The 14,807-nt window shown below is 71.6% G+C and carries 9 protein-coding genes; 6 read left to right on the top strand and 3 right to left on the bottom strand.

Annotated features, from left to right (window positions below; translation table 11 throughout):
* Nucleotides 1-30 precede the first annotated feature (30 nt).
* A complete protein-coding gene (locus M3190_RS03015; RefSeq protein ID WP_285875702.1) occupies nt 31-1,446 on the bottom strand; it encodes an MFS transporter in 1,416 nt (471 codons plus the stop codon).
* A 66-nt stretch (nt 1,447-1,512) separates the two neighbouring features.
* On the opposite strand from M3190_RS03015, the gene M3190_RS03010 reads away from it, so the two are divergent.
* Nucleotides 1,513-2,580 (top strand): threonine aldolase family protein, encoded by a 1,068-nt coding sequence (locus M3190_RS03010; protein ID WP_251578168.1) that lies wholly within the window; start codon nt 1,513-1,515, stop codon nt 2,578-2,580.
* A gap of 3 nt (nt 2,581-2,583) precedes the next feature.
* On the opposite strand, the gene M3190_RS03005 is transcribed toward M3190_RS03010, so the two are convergent.
* A complete protein-coding gene (locus tag M3190_RS03005; RefSeq protein WP_251578166.1) occupies nt 2,584-3,210 on the bottom strand; it encodes an NUDIX hydrolase family protein in 627 nt (208 codons plus the stop codon).
* 92 nt (nt 3,211-3,302) lie between these two features.
* Between M3190_RS03005 and M3190_RS03000 the strand changes: the two genes are divergently transcribed.
* Nucleotides 3,303-3,959, top strand: coding sequence for an alpha/beta hydrolase (locus M3190_RS03000; protein WP_251578164.1), 657 nt, complete (start codon nt 3,303-3,305; stop codon nt 3,957-3,959).
* 3 nt (nt 3,960-3,962) lie between these two features.
* Here M3190_RS03000 and M3190_RS02995 read toward each other — a convergent pair whose 3' ends face one another.
* Complete coding sequence (locus M3190_RS02995; protein ID WP_251578162.1) at nt 3,963-5,048, bottom strand: helix-turn-helix domain-containing protein; 1,086 nt, start codon at nt 5,046-5,048, stop codon at nt 3,963-3,965.
* Nucleotides 5,049-5,221: 173 nt separating this feature from the next.
* Here M3190_RS02995 and codB point away from each other — a divergent pair, with 173 nt between their 5' ends.
* From codB to M3190_RS02975, 4 genes are all read left to right on the top strand, one after another.
* Nucleotides 5,222-6,553, top strand: coding sequence for a cytosine permease (gene codB / locus M3190_RS02990; protein WP_251578160.1), 1,332 nt, complete (start codon nt 5,222-5,224; stop codon nt 6,551-6,553).
* The gene (locus M3190_RS02985; RefSeq protein WP_251578158.1) at nt 6,550-8,085 is read left to right on the top strand and encodes an amidohydrolase family protein; all 1,536 of its coding nucleotides are present in this window, start codon (nt 6,550-6,552) and stop codon (nt 8,083-8,085) included. Before codB ends, M3190_RS02985 begins: the two co-directional genes overlap by 4 nt.
* A gap of 326 nt (nt 8,086-8,411) precedes the next feature.
* Nucleotides 8,412-10,049 (top strand): ABC-F family ATP-binding cassette domain-containing protein, encoded by a 1,638-nt coding sequence (locus M3190_RS02980; protein WP_251578156.1) that lies wholly within the window; start codon nt 8,412-8,414, stop codon nt 10,047-10,049.
* A 60-nt stretch (nt 10,050-10,109) separates the two neighbouring features.
* The gene (locus tag M3190_RS02975; RefSeq protein WP_251578154.1) at nt 10,110-14,807 is read left to right on the top strand and encodes an ATP-dependent helicase; all 4,698 of its coding nucleotides are present in this window, start codon (nt 10,110-10,112) and stop codon (nt 14,805-14,807) included.

Below are 14,807 nucleotides of genomic sequence, written 5' to 3'. Positions count from 1 at the left end.
GGCCACCTATGACGCGCGCACTTCGCGGGCTCAGTCCGCGGCGACGCCGCCCGCGGCTTCGCGGGACGAGGACGGGATGCCGGGACCCCCGGCATCCGCTTCGGTCGTCTCGGGCGCCTCGCGGTACTCCGCGGACAGGGTCCGATACGAGCGGGTCAGGAACGCGGCGAGCGCCGCGGCCACCATGATCAGCCCGCCGACGAGGAAGATCAGCGCGATCCCGCGCATCTCCCCCTCGCCGAGCAGCCACGACCACGTGCGCCGCCCCTCGTCGGTGCGCAGGTAGGGGATGACCCAGAACTCGGCGATCGGTGCGATCGCGAACGACGTGATCGGCCCGGTCGACACCTCCAGGGCCGTCGCGGCGCCGAACACCCGGCCCTGCCGCTCGAACGGGACGACCTTCTGGATCACCGTCTGCTCAGCGGACTCGATCACGGGGATGAGGGTCATGTACGCCCAGATTCCCAGCGCGTACAGCCACCACCACTCGCGCAGCGTGAACACCGCACCGAGGAGCCCCATGACGGCGACCGCCAGCAGGAGCGTGCGGATCGGGTTCTTGCCGAGGCCCTTCGCCGCGATGATGCCGCCGCCGATGAGGAAGCCGGTCGCCGTCACGGCCAGCACGGCACCCCAGATCCTGACGTCGAACAGCTCGAGTCCGTAGGGGTCCATCAGCGCCATGTAGAGGCCGCCGATGAGGTTGTTGAACGTCGAGAAGAGGATGAGCGCGAACAGTCCCGGGACGGCACGGATGGCCGCGGCCGCTCCTCGGATGTCGAGGATCTTCGACCCCGGATCGGGCGTCGGTCGATCCTCGGGGATGCGGACGAACAGCAGGTGGACGAGCGGCACCGCCGTGAAGGCGATCGCGACGGCGAGCGTCCATCCCATGCCGACCAGGCCGATCGCGAGGCCCGACAGCGCGCTCGTCACGATGAAGGCGATGCCCTGCACGGTGCCGACGAGCCCGTTGGCGTTCGCATGGCGTTCGGTGGGCACGAGGAGGGTCACCGTGGTGGACAGGGCGATGTTGCGGAGGTTCTCCACCACCGCGCCGATGAGGATGATGCTCGAGAACAGCCAGAACCAGGGGCCGCCGAGGTCGAGGATCGCGGACTCGGGCTGCGCGAGGTAGATGGCCCCGGCGGCGAGGAAGGCGGCCAGCGTGAACACGCCGGAGAACACCATCACGGCGTGCTTGCGGAACCGGTCGACGAGCGTGCCGAACACCATGCCGAAGATCGCGAGCAGCAGCATGTACGCGCCGCCGATGATGCCCGTCGCGAGCACCGACTCCGTCTCGAGGTAGACCCAGAAGGTCAGCGCGAACCAGAGGAAGCTCGTGGTGACGTTCGCGACGGCCGTGTTCACGAGCACGTGCAGGAAGGTGCGCATACCGCCCGGCGGAACCGTGCGCGTCGGAGTCGTCGCGTCGCTCATGCGGTGAGGGTAGCGCCGGGCGCCGACACGGGGAAGACAGAGGCCGCGGCGACCTAGGCTGGAGGGGTGACGACGCTCCACGACCCGACGATCCGTTCCTTCGCCAGCGACAACTACTCGGGCGTGCACCCCGAGGTCCTCGCCGCCCTCGCCGCCGCCAACGACGGGCACCAGATCGCCTACGGCGAGGACGTCTACACGGAGCGTCTGCAGCAGGTCTTCGCGCGTCACTTCGGCGAGGAGGCGCAGGCGTTCCCGGTCTTCAACGGCACCGGAGCGAACGTCACCGGCCTTCAGTCGATGCTGCCGCGGTGGGGAGCCGTGGTCGCGGCATCCACCGCCCACATCAACGTCGACGAAGGCGGCGCTCCCGAGAAGGTCGCCGGCATCAAGATCCTCAACGTGCCCACCGACGACGGCAAGCTCACCCCCGAGCTCGTCGACCGCGAGGCGTGGGGCTGGGGCGACGAGCACCGCGCGCAGCCGCTCGTCGTGTCGATCACCCAGTCGACCGAACTGGGCACTCTCTACACCCCCGACGAGATCCGCGCCCTCGCCGACCACGCGCACGCGCGCGGCATGCGGCTGCACCTCGACGGCGCGCGCCTGTCGAACGCCGCCGCAGCCCTCGACCTGCCGATCCGGGCCTTCACGCGCGACGCGGGAGTCGACGTCGTGAGCGCCGGCGGAACGAAGAACGGCGCCCTCGCTGCGGAGGCGATCGTCGTGCTCGACTCCGCGGCATCCGCAGGTCTCCCCTTCCTGCGCAAGCTCAACATGCAGCTCTCATCGAAGATGCGCTTCGTGTCTGCACAGCTGATCGCGCTCTACGAGGACGACCTCTATCTGCGCAACGCACGTCACGCGAACGGGATGGCGGCACGCCTGCGCTCCGCGGTCGAGGCGGGTCTCGCGGACGGGTCGATCGCCGGGGTGCGCTTCAGCCAGCCGACGCAGGCCAATGGCGTCTTCGCGATCCTGCCCGACGGCGTGGCCGACCGGCTGCGCGAGTCGTTCCGCTTCTACGACTGGGACGCCTCGAAGAACGAGGTGCGCTGGATGTGCTCGTTCGACACGACCGAGTCCGACGTCGACGCGTTCGTCGCCGAGCTCTCCCGCCTGACGCGCGGCTGACGCCTACCGAAGCGCGCCGACCGAGGCGAGCGCCTGGCGCACGAGCGTCGAGCGACCGCCCTCCATCTCGGCGGCGAGGGCGTCGGATGCGGCTTCCTCGGGCGACATCCAGGTGACCTCGAGCGCGTCCTGGCGCGGTTCGCACGTTCCCGTCACCGGCACGACGAAGGCGAGCGACACCGCGTGCTGCCGGTCGTCGTGGAACGCGCTCACGCCGGGGATCGGGAAGTACTCGGCGACCGTGAACGGCGCCGGCTGCGGCGGCAGCAGCGGGAAGGCCATCGGGCCGAGGTCGTTCTCGAGGTGGCGGAACAGCGCGTCGCGCACGGTCTCGCCGTAGCGCACGCGGCCCGACACGATGGTGCGCGAGATCTCGCCCATGGGCGTCGCGCGCAGCAGGATGCCGACCTCGGTCACCGCTCCCATGCCGTCCAGCCGCACCGGCACGGCCTCGACGTAGAGCATCGGCAGACGACGGCGGGCCTCCGCGAGCTCGACGTCGCTCAGCCATGCGGGGTTGCCGGCGGAGCCCGGGCGGCCCATCGAGGAGCCGAGCCCCCGCAGCGGATCGCGCGCGGATCCCTCGTCGTCGCGCTCGTTCGGGTCGGGGTCGGGAGTGCGGACGGCCATGCCTCCATGTATACCCGAGCGGATGCCGCGCCGCCCCGCACGGGCCCCCGGCAGCCCGCCCGGGTGTCGGCAGCCTGGTGCAGGATGGACGCATGGTCGCCGCTCCGCTCGATCCCGACGCCGTCCTGTGGTCCGCGCCCGCCGAGGACCGGGGCGAGCGGCCGCTGCTCGTCCTGCTGCACGGGTACGGCTCGCACGAGGGCGACCTGTTCGGGCTCGTGCCGCATCTGCCCGCGGAGTTCGTGGCGGCGGCGGTGCGCGCGCCGCTCGCGCCGCGCTTCCCGATGCCCGGGTACTCCTGGTTCACGATCGACGGCGTGGAGAGCCGCGACCGCGACGAGGTCATCGCGTCGACCGAGACCGTCTGGGACTGGGTCGACGCCGTGCGGGGGGACGCGGCATCCGTCGGTCTCCTCGGCTTCTCGCAGGGCGGCGTCATCGCGCTGCAGATGCTGCGGATGCGGCCGCGCGATGCGGCGTTCGCGGTGAACCTGGCGGGTTACGCGTTCCCCGAGCCGTCGGCCGGCGACACGGAGCTGGCCCAGGTGCGCCCACCGGTCTTCTGGGGGCGCGGCGCCCGCGACGAGGTCATCCCGCCCCGGTTCGTCGACCACACCGCGCAGTGGCTGCCCGGGCACGTCGACCTCAGCGGGCGCGTCTACCCGGACCTCGCGCACAGCGTCTCGGCCGAGGAGCTCGCCGACGTGCGCGTGTTCCTCGAGAAGCAGGTCGCGAAGCGCGCGGGCTGAGCGTCACCCCGCCGCGGCGAGCGCGACCAGGAACGCGGCACGGCCCCGCGTCTCGAGCGGGCTGAGTCCGGTGAGCGCCTCGATGCGACCGACGCGCTTGCGAACGGTGTTGACGTGGACGAACAGCTCCTCGGCGGCCGCCTGCACCGAACCGTCGAGGCGGCAGAGGTGTTCCAGCGTCTCGACGAGCGCCGTGCGATGACGGGCGTCGTAGTCTGCGACCGGGGCGAGGAGCCGGTCGCGGAAGGGGGCGAGCTGCTCCGGAGTGAGGCGCTCGATCAACCCGTCCCACGTGGCGAGATCCCGCGGACCGCGCGACGCACCATGACGAGACGCGAGGGATGCCGCGGCCACCGCCTCCCGAAGCGCACCGGCGAGCGCGCCGGGGTCGGCGGGACCGCTCCAGCCGACGTCCGCACCGAGCAGATCATCCGGCGGCGGACCGGGCCGGGTCGCGGGCACGATCGCGATCGAGTGACCGCCGGTCGTGCCGACGAGCGAGCGACCTCCGGGCCGCAGGACTCGCCCCCGAGCGGCGAGCACCCAGACGCCGGGCACGGCGCCGAGGGCCGCGTCGAGCTGTTCGCGGAGAACGACGGGACTGGCGAGACCTCGGCGGACCATGTCGAGGATCGCCCCCACCGATTCGCGCGCGAGCTCCTCGGCGTCATGGCGCTGCTGCTCGTGGGCGATCCGTCGCGTGATCTCGAGGAACGGGACGTCGGGCGGGACCGACAGGACGGCGATCCCCGCCGCATTCGCCGCCGCGATGAGCGGTCGAGGAACGGCCGAATCCACGACGCCGAGGGCGTAGCCGATGGCAGCGGGACGGGTGCGGAGGACACTGGCGACGAAGGCGCGCTGCGATGGGGCATCCCGCATCGAGATCCCCGAGGTCAGCACGAGTTCACCGCCCCGCAGATAGGGGGAGGGATCGAGGAGGTCGGTCGGCAGCCCCCACCGCACCGTGCGATCGAGGCCGACGGGAGCCCCGACCAGATCGACCCGCGGCTGCCCCCAGTGGATGAGATCCGAGACGCGGAGGACATCGACATCCGCGTCGCCGAGGCTCGGAACGACGGAGGTCATGCCGCCCACGGTACGACCGGGCCGTTTCCCGTCGATGACGCGCCCGTTTCCGGCGGGTGGAGATCCGCACACCGCGCACACCGACGACCTGTCACCCGATCCACTCTTCGACCTCGCGCAACGGAGCCGAAACACAGCGCCGGTGTGATGTGACCACTCGGAAAGGAGTGCTCATGACCTCGACCACAGCCGCACCCGCCGCACCGGAGCGCGTCGACCGCGACTACCCGCTCGGTCGCGTCCCCCGCAGCGCCCGTCAGGGGTGGTTCGCCATCCTCGTCGTCGTCGCCGGCTTCATCTTCTTCACGCCCACCATGGTCACCGGGGGCCAGGTCGCGGGCGCGTTCGGCTTCGCCGCCTTCGTCGGCCTGGCCGCGATCGCCTCGGTCGTCCTCGCGCTCTACATCGCGACACTCGGCGCGACGAGCGCCGCGACCGGCCTGTCGACGGTCCTGCTCGCACGCCTCTCCCTCGGCCGCGTCGGCGGCAAGTGGGCCTCGATCGTCCTCGGCGGCACGCAGGTCGGCTGGTACGGCATCACCGTCGGCATCTTCGCCGACCTGCTCGCCTCCGCGATCGGCTGGGAGGTCTCGTGGCCGCTCGCGATCTTCGGCGGGCTGCTGATGGCGACGACCGCCTACTGGGGCTTCAAGGGCATCGAGATCCTGTCCTGGGTCTCGGTCCCCCTCATGTTCGCGCTCTGCATCTGGATCACCGTGGTCTCGGTCGACGAGGTCGGCGGCTGGGGTGCGATGTTCGCGACGACGGGAGACGGTTCGCTCTCGCCGGGTCTGGCCCTCACGATGATGATCGGCACGTTCATCTCCGGCGGAACGCAGGTCGGCAACTGGACGCGATTCGCGAAGAGTCCCCGCACGGCATTCCTCATCTGCCTCGGTGTCCTCCTCGTCATCGAGACCGCCATGCTCGTCTTCGGCGGCATCGGCGCGATCGCGTTCGGCGAGCCCGACTTCACCGCCCTGCTGTTCACGATGGGGCTCGCGCTCATGGGCGTCCTCCTGCTGACCTTCAACCTCTGGACCACGAACGACAACACGGCCTACGCCTTCGGCGTCGCCGGTGCCGAGCTCGCGAACCGCAACGACAAGCGCCCCTTCATCGTCATCGGCGTCATCGTCGGCATCGCCCTCGCGGTCACCGGTGTCGCGAACGCCCTGACCGGATTCCTCGTGACCCTCGGCACCGTCATCCCGCCGCTCGGCGGGGTCATCATCGGCACGTACCTCTTCGTGTGGCGGCGACGCGACCCGGGCACCGACGTCACCCGCGTGGGCGCGTTCGTCTGGCCGGGCATCATCGCGTACCTGCTGGGCACGGCGGCCGCCGCGTTCGGCGCCTTCACCGGCATCGGCAGCCCCGCCGTCCAGGGGATCATCGTGGCCATCCTCGCCGCACCGCTCTGCCACGCGGCGGCGCGCCGCATCACGGGCGCCCCGACGGCCGATGCGGGATCCGAGCCCGTCGAGACGGAGGCCCGCGCATGACCGGGACCTTCATCCGGGGCGCCCAGGTGATCACGATGGACGCCGCCACAGCGTCGTCACCCGTGCCGCGGGACCTCCGCATCGAGGACGGCGTCTTCGTCGAGATCGGCACGGAACTCACCCCGCATCCGGGTGACCAGGTCATCGAGGGGGCGGGCACGCTCATCACACCCGGCTTCGTCAACGCGCACACCCACTCGTGGGAGTACCTCTACAAGGGCCGCTACGACAACATGCCGCTCGAACTGTGGATGCTGTACTCCTATCCGATCCTGGGCGGCACCCCGACGCACCCCGACATCGTGCGGCTGCGGACGCTCATGTTCGCGATGGAGTCGATGAAGAACGGCGTCACGACCCTCGTCGACGACGTCCTCGAGACCCCCGGTCAGGACCTCGACCAGCTCGCGGCCGTCGCAGGTGCGTACGAGAGCATCGGCATCCGGGCGAACGTCTCGGGCCACGTCATCAACCGGCCCTTCGTCGACACATTGCCCTTCGTGACCGACTGGCTCCCCGACGAACTCGTCGAGCAGGTGCGGGCGCAGCCGGTGCTGACGGCCGACGAGTACCTCGATTACTCTCGCACCGCCTTCGAGCGCCACCACGGAACCGCCGGCGGGCGCCTCCGGTACATGCTCGCGCCGTCCGGGCCGCAGCGGTGCACCGACGATCTTCTCGTCGGCGCGACCGAGCTCGCGGCCGAGTACGACGCCGAGGTGCACATCCACGTGCTCGAGACGAAGACGCAGGCGGTCACCGGTGACGAGCTGTACGGCGGGCAGACCCTCGTCGAGCACCTCGACACCATCGGCGCGATGAGCCGTCGGACGACCTTCGCGCACGGCATCTGGGTCACCGACGAGGACATCGAGCGCATCGCTCGACGCGGGACGTCCGTATCGCACAACACGATCTCGAACCTGAAGCTCGGCTCCGGCGTGCTGCCATGGCGGCGCTACCACGATGCGGGCGTCAACCTGGGCCTCGGCACCGACGGCTGCTCGTCGAGCGACACCCCTCGTCTGATGGAGGTCATGAAGACGGCCGCGCTGCTGCACAAGGTGTCCGAGCCCGATCCGGCCCGGTGGTCCACGGTCGACGAGGTGCTGACCGCCGCGACCATCGGCGGTGCGCGGAGCGCGGTCCTCGACCGCACCGTCGGGTCGATCGAGGTGGGCAAGCGCGCCGACCTCGTCATGTTCGACACCGGGACGCTCGCCTTCCTCCCGACGAACAGACTCGAGAACCACCTGGTCTACAGCGAGAACGGCTCGTCCATCGTCCGTGTCATGGTCGACGGCGTGACGACCGTCGAGGACGGACGCCTCACTCTCATCGACGAGGACGCCGTCATCGCCGCCTTCCGCGCCGAGATGCCCGCCATCCGCGCGGAGCAGGATCGGCTGGACAGCGTGAACGACGCATTCGCGCCGGCGTTCTCGCGCATGTACGAGCTCGCGTCGGGCCGGCCGGCCGCGGTCAATCGTTGGACCGGCGACGAACGCGCCTGGGTGCACGAGCGGGTCTGATGCCGAGCGGATGCCGGGGCTCGCCGCCGTGGAGATCATGGCGGCCCCTGGCATCCGCTCGTCGTGGTGGCTACCATGGACGAGTCCCTGTCCCGAGTGTGAGGAAGAGCCGTTGAAGGCTGTCGACGCGATCGCGCTGTGATCCCGCGCTGACCCGTCGACCCTCCTCGAGGACGATTCCGACGGTCCGCCCGGTGATCGATTCACCGACCGGCGCGGACCGTCCTCCTTCGACCGCAGCACCCTCCCGCTGCACGGATGCATGAAGCGCTGCACCCGGATCGTCGACGCAGGCGTCCGCGCACCCCCATCGCAGGGAGGCGCTCATGCCCACCACTCTCACCTCCGCGGTCATCCTCGACCGCATCACCTACACCTGGCCCGACGGGACCGTCGCACTGAGCGATGTGTCCGGCGCCTTCGGCGATGGCCGGACCGGCCTCGTCGGTCGGAACGGCAGCGGCAAGTCGACGCTGCTCAGGCTCATCGCGGGAACCCTCACCCCGGCATCCGGGTCGATCTCGACCGCCGGCCGTGTCGACCTGCTGCCGCAGCAGCTCACGCTCGACACCGGCCGCCGCGTCGCCGAGCTGCTGGGCATCGCACCCGTGCTCGACGCCGTCCGGGCGATCGAACGCGGCGACGTCGACGAGCGGCACTTCGACACGGTCGGCGACGACTGGGACGTCGAGGCGCGCGCGACGGCCGCCCTCGCCGAGGTCGGCCTGCCGGACGGAGCGCTCGACCGCCGCGTGGGCGAACTGTCCGGCGGCGAGGCGGTGCTCGCCGCGCTCGTCGGCGTCCGTCTGCGCGGGGCGGAGATCGCCCTGCTCGACGAGCCGACGAACAACCTCGACCGGGATGCCCGGGCCCGCGTGCACGAGCTCGTGCGCGGATGGCGGGGCACTCTGATCGTGGTCAGCCACGACGTCACGCTGCTCGAGGAGCTCGACGACACCGCCGAGCTCTACGAGCACGAGCTGTCGGTGTTCGGCGGGCCCTACTCGGCCTGGCGCACCTGGCTCGACAGCGAGCAGGCGGCTGCCGTGCAGGCGGAGACAGCCGCGCGGCAGCTGCTCCGGCGCGAGAAGCGCGATCGACAGCAGGTCGAGTCGGCGATCGCCATGCGGAACGCGCACGGCAAGAAGCTCGCCGCGAAGAAGGCTGCGCCGAAGATCGTGCTGGGCGCGATGAAACGGTCGGCCGAGGTCACCGCCGGCAAACTGCGTGTCGAGGCGAACGAGAAGGTCGAGGCCGCCCGGACCGCCGTCGACACCGCCGGCAGGCGCGTGCGCGACGACGACACGGTGCACATCGACCTGCCCGACCCCGGCGTCGGCACCGGCCGCCGCATCGCGACGATCGGCGACGGCGAGCGGTCCTGGACCATCCAGGGACCCGAGCGCGTGGCGCTCGTCGGACCGAACGGCGCGGGGAAGACGACCCTGCTCGAGCGGCTCGTCGCCTCGGGGGCGCCCGATGCTGGCGGTGCACGGGCGCGGGCGGGGCAGGACGCGGAAGACCGGGGTCCGGGACGCGCCGAGGCGCACACCGACCGGCTCGGGTACCTGTCGCAGCGGGTCGACGGCCTCGACGAGGCAGCGTCGGTGCTGGCGAACGTCCGCGCCGGAGCGCCCGGGGTCGGGGACGTCGAACTGCGGAACCGGCTCGCCCGATTCCTCATCCGCGGCGACGCCGTGCTGCGGCCGGTGTCGGCGCTGTCGGGCGGCGAGCGGTTCCGCGTCGCGCTCGCCCGGCTGCTGCTCGCCGACCCGGCGCCGCACCTGCTGGTGCTGGACGAGCCGACGAACAACCTCGACCTCGACACGGTCGACCAGCTCGTCGACGCGATCTCGGCCTATCGCGGCGCCGTGCTCGTGGTCAGCCACGACGACGCGTTCTTGGAGCGGGTCGGTCCGGACCTGACGCTGGAGCTGCGGGACCGGCGGATGACGGAGCTCTGACGCATCGGGCCGGGGCGCAAGCCCCGGCCCGATGTCGGTGGTCCGCGTGATGATAGGAGGATGGCGGACGTCCTCGAACGGTTCAGCCCTGCGACGCAGGACTGGTTCCGAGGCGCCTTCCACGCCCCGACCGCTGCGCAGGCCGGCGCCTGGCAGGCGATCTCGGCGGGCAAGCACGCCCTCGTGGTCGCCCCCACCGGTTCAGGCAAGACACTGTCGGCCTTCCTCTGGGCGCTCGACCGGATCTTCCGCGACCGCGTCGCCGAGGCCCCGCCTGCCCGTGACGAGAAGCCGAAGAAGAAACGAGCGGATGCCGCATCCCCCCGCACCCGCGTCCTGTACGTCTCCCCCCTCAAGGCCCTCGGCGTCGACGTCGAGCGCAACCTCCGTTCACCGCTGGTGGGCATCGGCCAGTCGGCGCGCCGCCTGGGGATACCGGCACCGGACGTCACCGTCGGCGTCCGCTCGGGCGACACACCCTCCGCCGACCGTCGCCGCCTCCTCGCGGATCCGCCGGACATCCTCATCACGACACCCGAGTCGCTGTATCTGATGCTGACCTCCCAGGCGGCTGAGACGCTGCGCGGCATCCACACGGTCATCGTCGACGAGGTCCACGCCGTCGCCGCGACCAAGCGGGGCGCCCACCTCGCCGTCAGCCTCGAACGGCTCGACGCGCTGCTCGACACCCCCGCACAGCGGATCGGACTGTCGGCGACGGTGCGTCCGATCGACGAGGTGGCCCGCTTCCTCGGCGGTGCGGCCCCGGTCGACATCGTCGCCCCGAAGGCGAGCAAGGCCTTCGACCTGTCGGTCGTCGTGCCGATCGACGACCTCACGAACCCGCCTCCCCCGCCCGGTGCCCCTGAAGAGGAGGAGCCCGTCGCGGCCGACGACGATGACGGCGACGGCGACGGCGCCAACTGGTACACGCCGCCGCAGTCGTCGGAGATGACCGGGTCGGTGTGGCCGCACGTCGAGGAGGCGATCGTCGACCGCATCCTCGCGCACCGCTCGACGATCGTGTTCTCGAACTCCCGCCGGCTCGCGGAGCGGCTGACCGGCCGTTTGAACGAGATCTACGCGGAGCGCGTCGGCATCGACGTGCCCGAGCAGACCGTTCCCGCAGCGATGATGGCCCAGGCGGGCTCGTCGGCGGGTGTCGAGGCGATCCTCGCGAAGGCGCACCACGGTTCGGTGTCGAAGGAGCAGCGCGCGCAGGTCGAGGACGAGCTGAAGTCCGGCGCCCTCCGCTGCGTCGTGGCGACGAGCAGCCTCGAGCTCGGCATCGACATGGGCGCCGTCGACCTCGTGATCCAGGTCGAGGCGCCGCCCTCGGCGGCATCCGGTCTGCAGCGCGTCGGACGCGCGGGGCACCAGGTCGGCGAGGTGAGCCGCGCCGCGCTCTTCCCGAAGCACCGCGGCGACGTCCTGCACACGGCGGTCGTGACCGAGCGGATGCTGGCGGGACAGATCGAGGCGATCGCGGTCCCGCAGAACCCGCTCGACATCCTCGCGCAGCAGACGATCGCGGCCTCCGCCGTGGCCGTCCTCGACGTCGAGGGGTGGTTCGAGACCGTCAAGCGGTCGGCCCCTTTCCGCTCTCTGCCCCGTTCGGCGTACGAGGCGACGCTGGACCTGCTCGCGGGACGCTATCCCTCCGACGCGTTCGCAGAGCTGCGCCCGCGTGTCGTCTGGGATCGGGATGCCGGAACGATCACCGGCCGACCGGGAGCGCAGCGGATCGCGGTCACCAGCGGCGGCACGATCCCCGACCGCGGGCTGTTCGGGGTGTTCATCTCGGGCGAGAGCCGCAACGCGCGTGTCGGCGAGCTCGACGAGGAGATGGTCTACGAGTCCCGTGTCGGCGACGTCTTCACGCTGGGCACGACCAGTTGGCGGATCGTCGAGATCACCCACGACCGCGTCAACGTCCTGCCGGCCTACGGACAGCCCGGCAAGCTGCCGTTCTGGCACGGCGACGGCCTCGGCCGCCCCGCCGAGCTCGGCGAGGCACTCGGGAAGTTCTCCCGCGAGCTGTCGACGGCGAAGCCCGAGAGGGCGACGGAACGCCTGCGCGAGTCGGGCCTCGACGACAACGCGATCGGGAACCTGCTGGCCTACATCGGCGAGCAGCGCGAGGCGACCGGCAGCCTTCCGACCGACAGGACACTGACCGTCGAGCGCTCACGGGACGAGGTCGGCGACTGGCGCGTCATCCTCCATTCCCCGTACGGCATGCACGTGCACGCGCCGTGGGCGCTTGCGGTCAACGCGCGCATCCGGGAGCGACTGGGCGTGGAGGGGGCGGCGGTCGCGAGCGACGACGGCATCATCGCGCGCGTGCCCGACACCGATGCCGAGCCACCGGGCGCCGAGCTCTTCGTCTTCGACGCGGACGAGCTCGAACAGCTCGTGACCTCGGAGGTCGGCGGTTCCGCGCTGTTCGCCTCGCGCTTCCGCGAGTGCGCCGCGCGGGCGCTGCTCCTGCCGCGCCTGAACCCGAACAAGCGATCGCCGCTCTGGCAGCAGCGCCAGCGCTCCGCGCAGCTGCTCGAGGTCGCCAAGGAGCACCCGACCTTCCCGATCATCCTCGAGACCCTCCGCGAGGTGCTGCAGGACGTCTACGACCTGCCCGCGCTGCTGCGCATCGCACGGAGCATCGCGGACCGCCGCATCCGCCTCGTCGAGACGACGACGAGCTCACCGTCGCCGTATGCGCGCGATCTGCTCTTCGGATATGTCGGCGCGTTCATGTACGAGGGCGATTCCCCCCTCGCCGAGCGCCGGGCGGCCGCCCTGTCGGTCGATCCGGCGCTGCTGAGCGAGCTGCTCGGCAAGATCGAGATGCGCGAGCTGCTCGATCCCGGCGTCATCGAGCAGTACGAGCGCGAACTGCAGCGACTCGATCCGACGCGACGGGTCCGGGGCGTGGAGGGGGTCGCCGACCTGCTGCGCCTTCTCGGTCCGCTCTCCCCGCCCGAGGTGGCCGAGCGGCTCGAGGGCGCATCCACCGACCCCGATGCGCCCGCACCCGCAGCAGCCGAGGCGGATGCCGCGGCGCTGCTGGACGAGCTCGTCGAGGCACGCCGCGCCATCCGGGTCACCTTCGGCGGCGTGGCCCGTGTCGCCGGCATCGAGGACGCGGGGCGCCTGCGCGACGCTCTGGGCGCGGCGCTGCCCGTCGGCATCCCCACCGCTTTCCTCGAACCCGTCGCCGATCCGCTCGCCGACCTCGTGGCGCGATACGCCCGCACCCATGGACCGTTCCGCACGTCGGACGTCGCAGGACGACTCGGGGTCGGCGCCGCGGTCGCCCGGCAGACGCTGCAGCGGCTCGAAGCGCAGGGACGCCTCGCGAGCGGGTTCTTCCTGCCCGCGGACTCCGCCCACACCGACGACCTCGAATGGTGCGACAGCGAAGTCTTGCGTCGGATCCGGATGCGGTCGCTCGCCGCGATCCGCGGGAGCGTCGAGCCGGTCCCACCCGAGGCACTGGGCCGATTCCTGCCGGTCTGGCAGCACCTGACACGACCGCTCGAGGGTGTCGACGGCGTCCTCGCCGTCGTCGAGCAGCTCGCGGGTGTGCCGCTCCCGGCCAGCGCCTGGGAGTCGCTCATCCTGCCCTCGCGCGTCCGCGATTACTCCCCCGCGCTGCTCGATGAGCTCACGGCGACCGGGGAGGTCCTGTGGTCGGGTCACGGCTCGCTCCCCGGTCGGGACGGCTGGATCGCCCTGCACCCGGCGGACATGGCCTCCCTCACCCTCCCCGCCCCGGAGGACGAACCGACACCGTTCGAGCAGTCGATCCTCGACGCGCTCGGCGCCGGCGGCGCCTACTTCGCGTCGCAGCTCGCCGGGATGGTCGCGGCGCCGAACGAGCAGTCCGTCATCGACGCGCTGTGGAATCTCACCTGGTCGGGGCGAGTCACGAACGATACGTTCGCCCCGGTCCGCGGCCTGCTCGGAGGCGGGTCACAGGCTCACCGCGTGACCCGACGCACGCCGCGCACGCGCATGTTCCGCGGCACACCGATCGCGGCAGCTGCACGACCCGCACCGCAGCGGCCCGCGATGGTGGGGGGTCGGTGGTCGCTGCTGCCGGCGCCTGACACAGACGCGACGCTGCGGGCGACGGCGACGGCGGGCCTGCTGCTGGAACGCTACGGCGTCGTCACGCGCGGCTCGGTCCAATCCGAGGGTGTGCCCGGCGGGTTCGCGCAGGCGTACCGCATCCTCGCCGGCTTCGAGGATGCCGGGCACTGCCGCCGCGGCTACTTCGTCGAGAAGCTGGGCGCCGCGCAGTTCGCCACCTCCGCCACCGTCGACCGGCTGCGGGAGTTCGCCTCCGTCCCCGAGCCGGCCCCGCTCACCGCCCGCACCCTCGCGGCCACCGACCCGGCCAATCCGTACGGGGCCGCGCTGAACTGGCCGGCACTCGACGGGGTGAACCACCGTCCCGGCCGCAAGGCGGGCGGACTCGTCGTCCTCGTCGACGGGGCGCTCGTCCTCTACCTCGAGCGCGGCGGGCGCACAGCGCTCGCCTTCACCGACGACGAGGACGTGCTCGCCGCAGCCGCCCGCAGCCTCGTCGAGACGTCCCGGGCGCGCAAGCTCGACACCCTCACGATCGAGCAGGTGAGCGGCGCCTTCGTCTACACGACCGCCGCCGGCCGGGCGCTGCGCGACGCCGGCTTCGTCGAGTCCCCGAAGGGCCTCACGCTGCGGCGCGGCGCCCGCGAGCCGCAGCGGGCGTAG

The organism is Microbacterium oleivorans, assembly GCF_023715745.1.
GTDB classification, from domain to species: domain Bacteria; phylum Actinomycetota; class Actinomycetes; order Actinomycetales; family Microbacteriaceae; genus Microbacterium; species Microbacterium oleivorans_D.
This window is presented reverse-complemented; position numbering and strand designations above follow the sequence as displayed.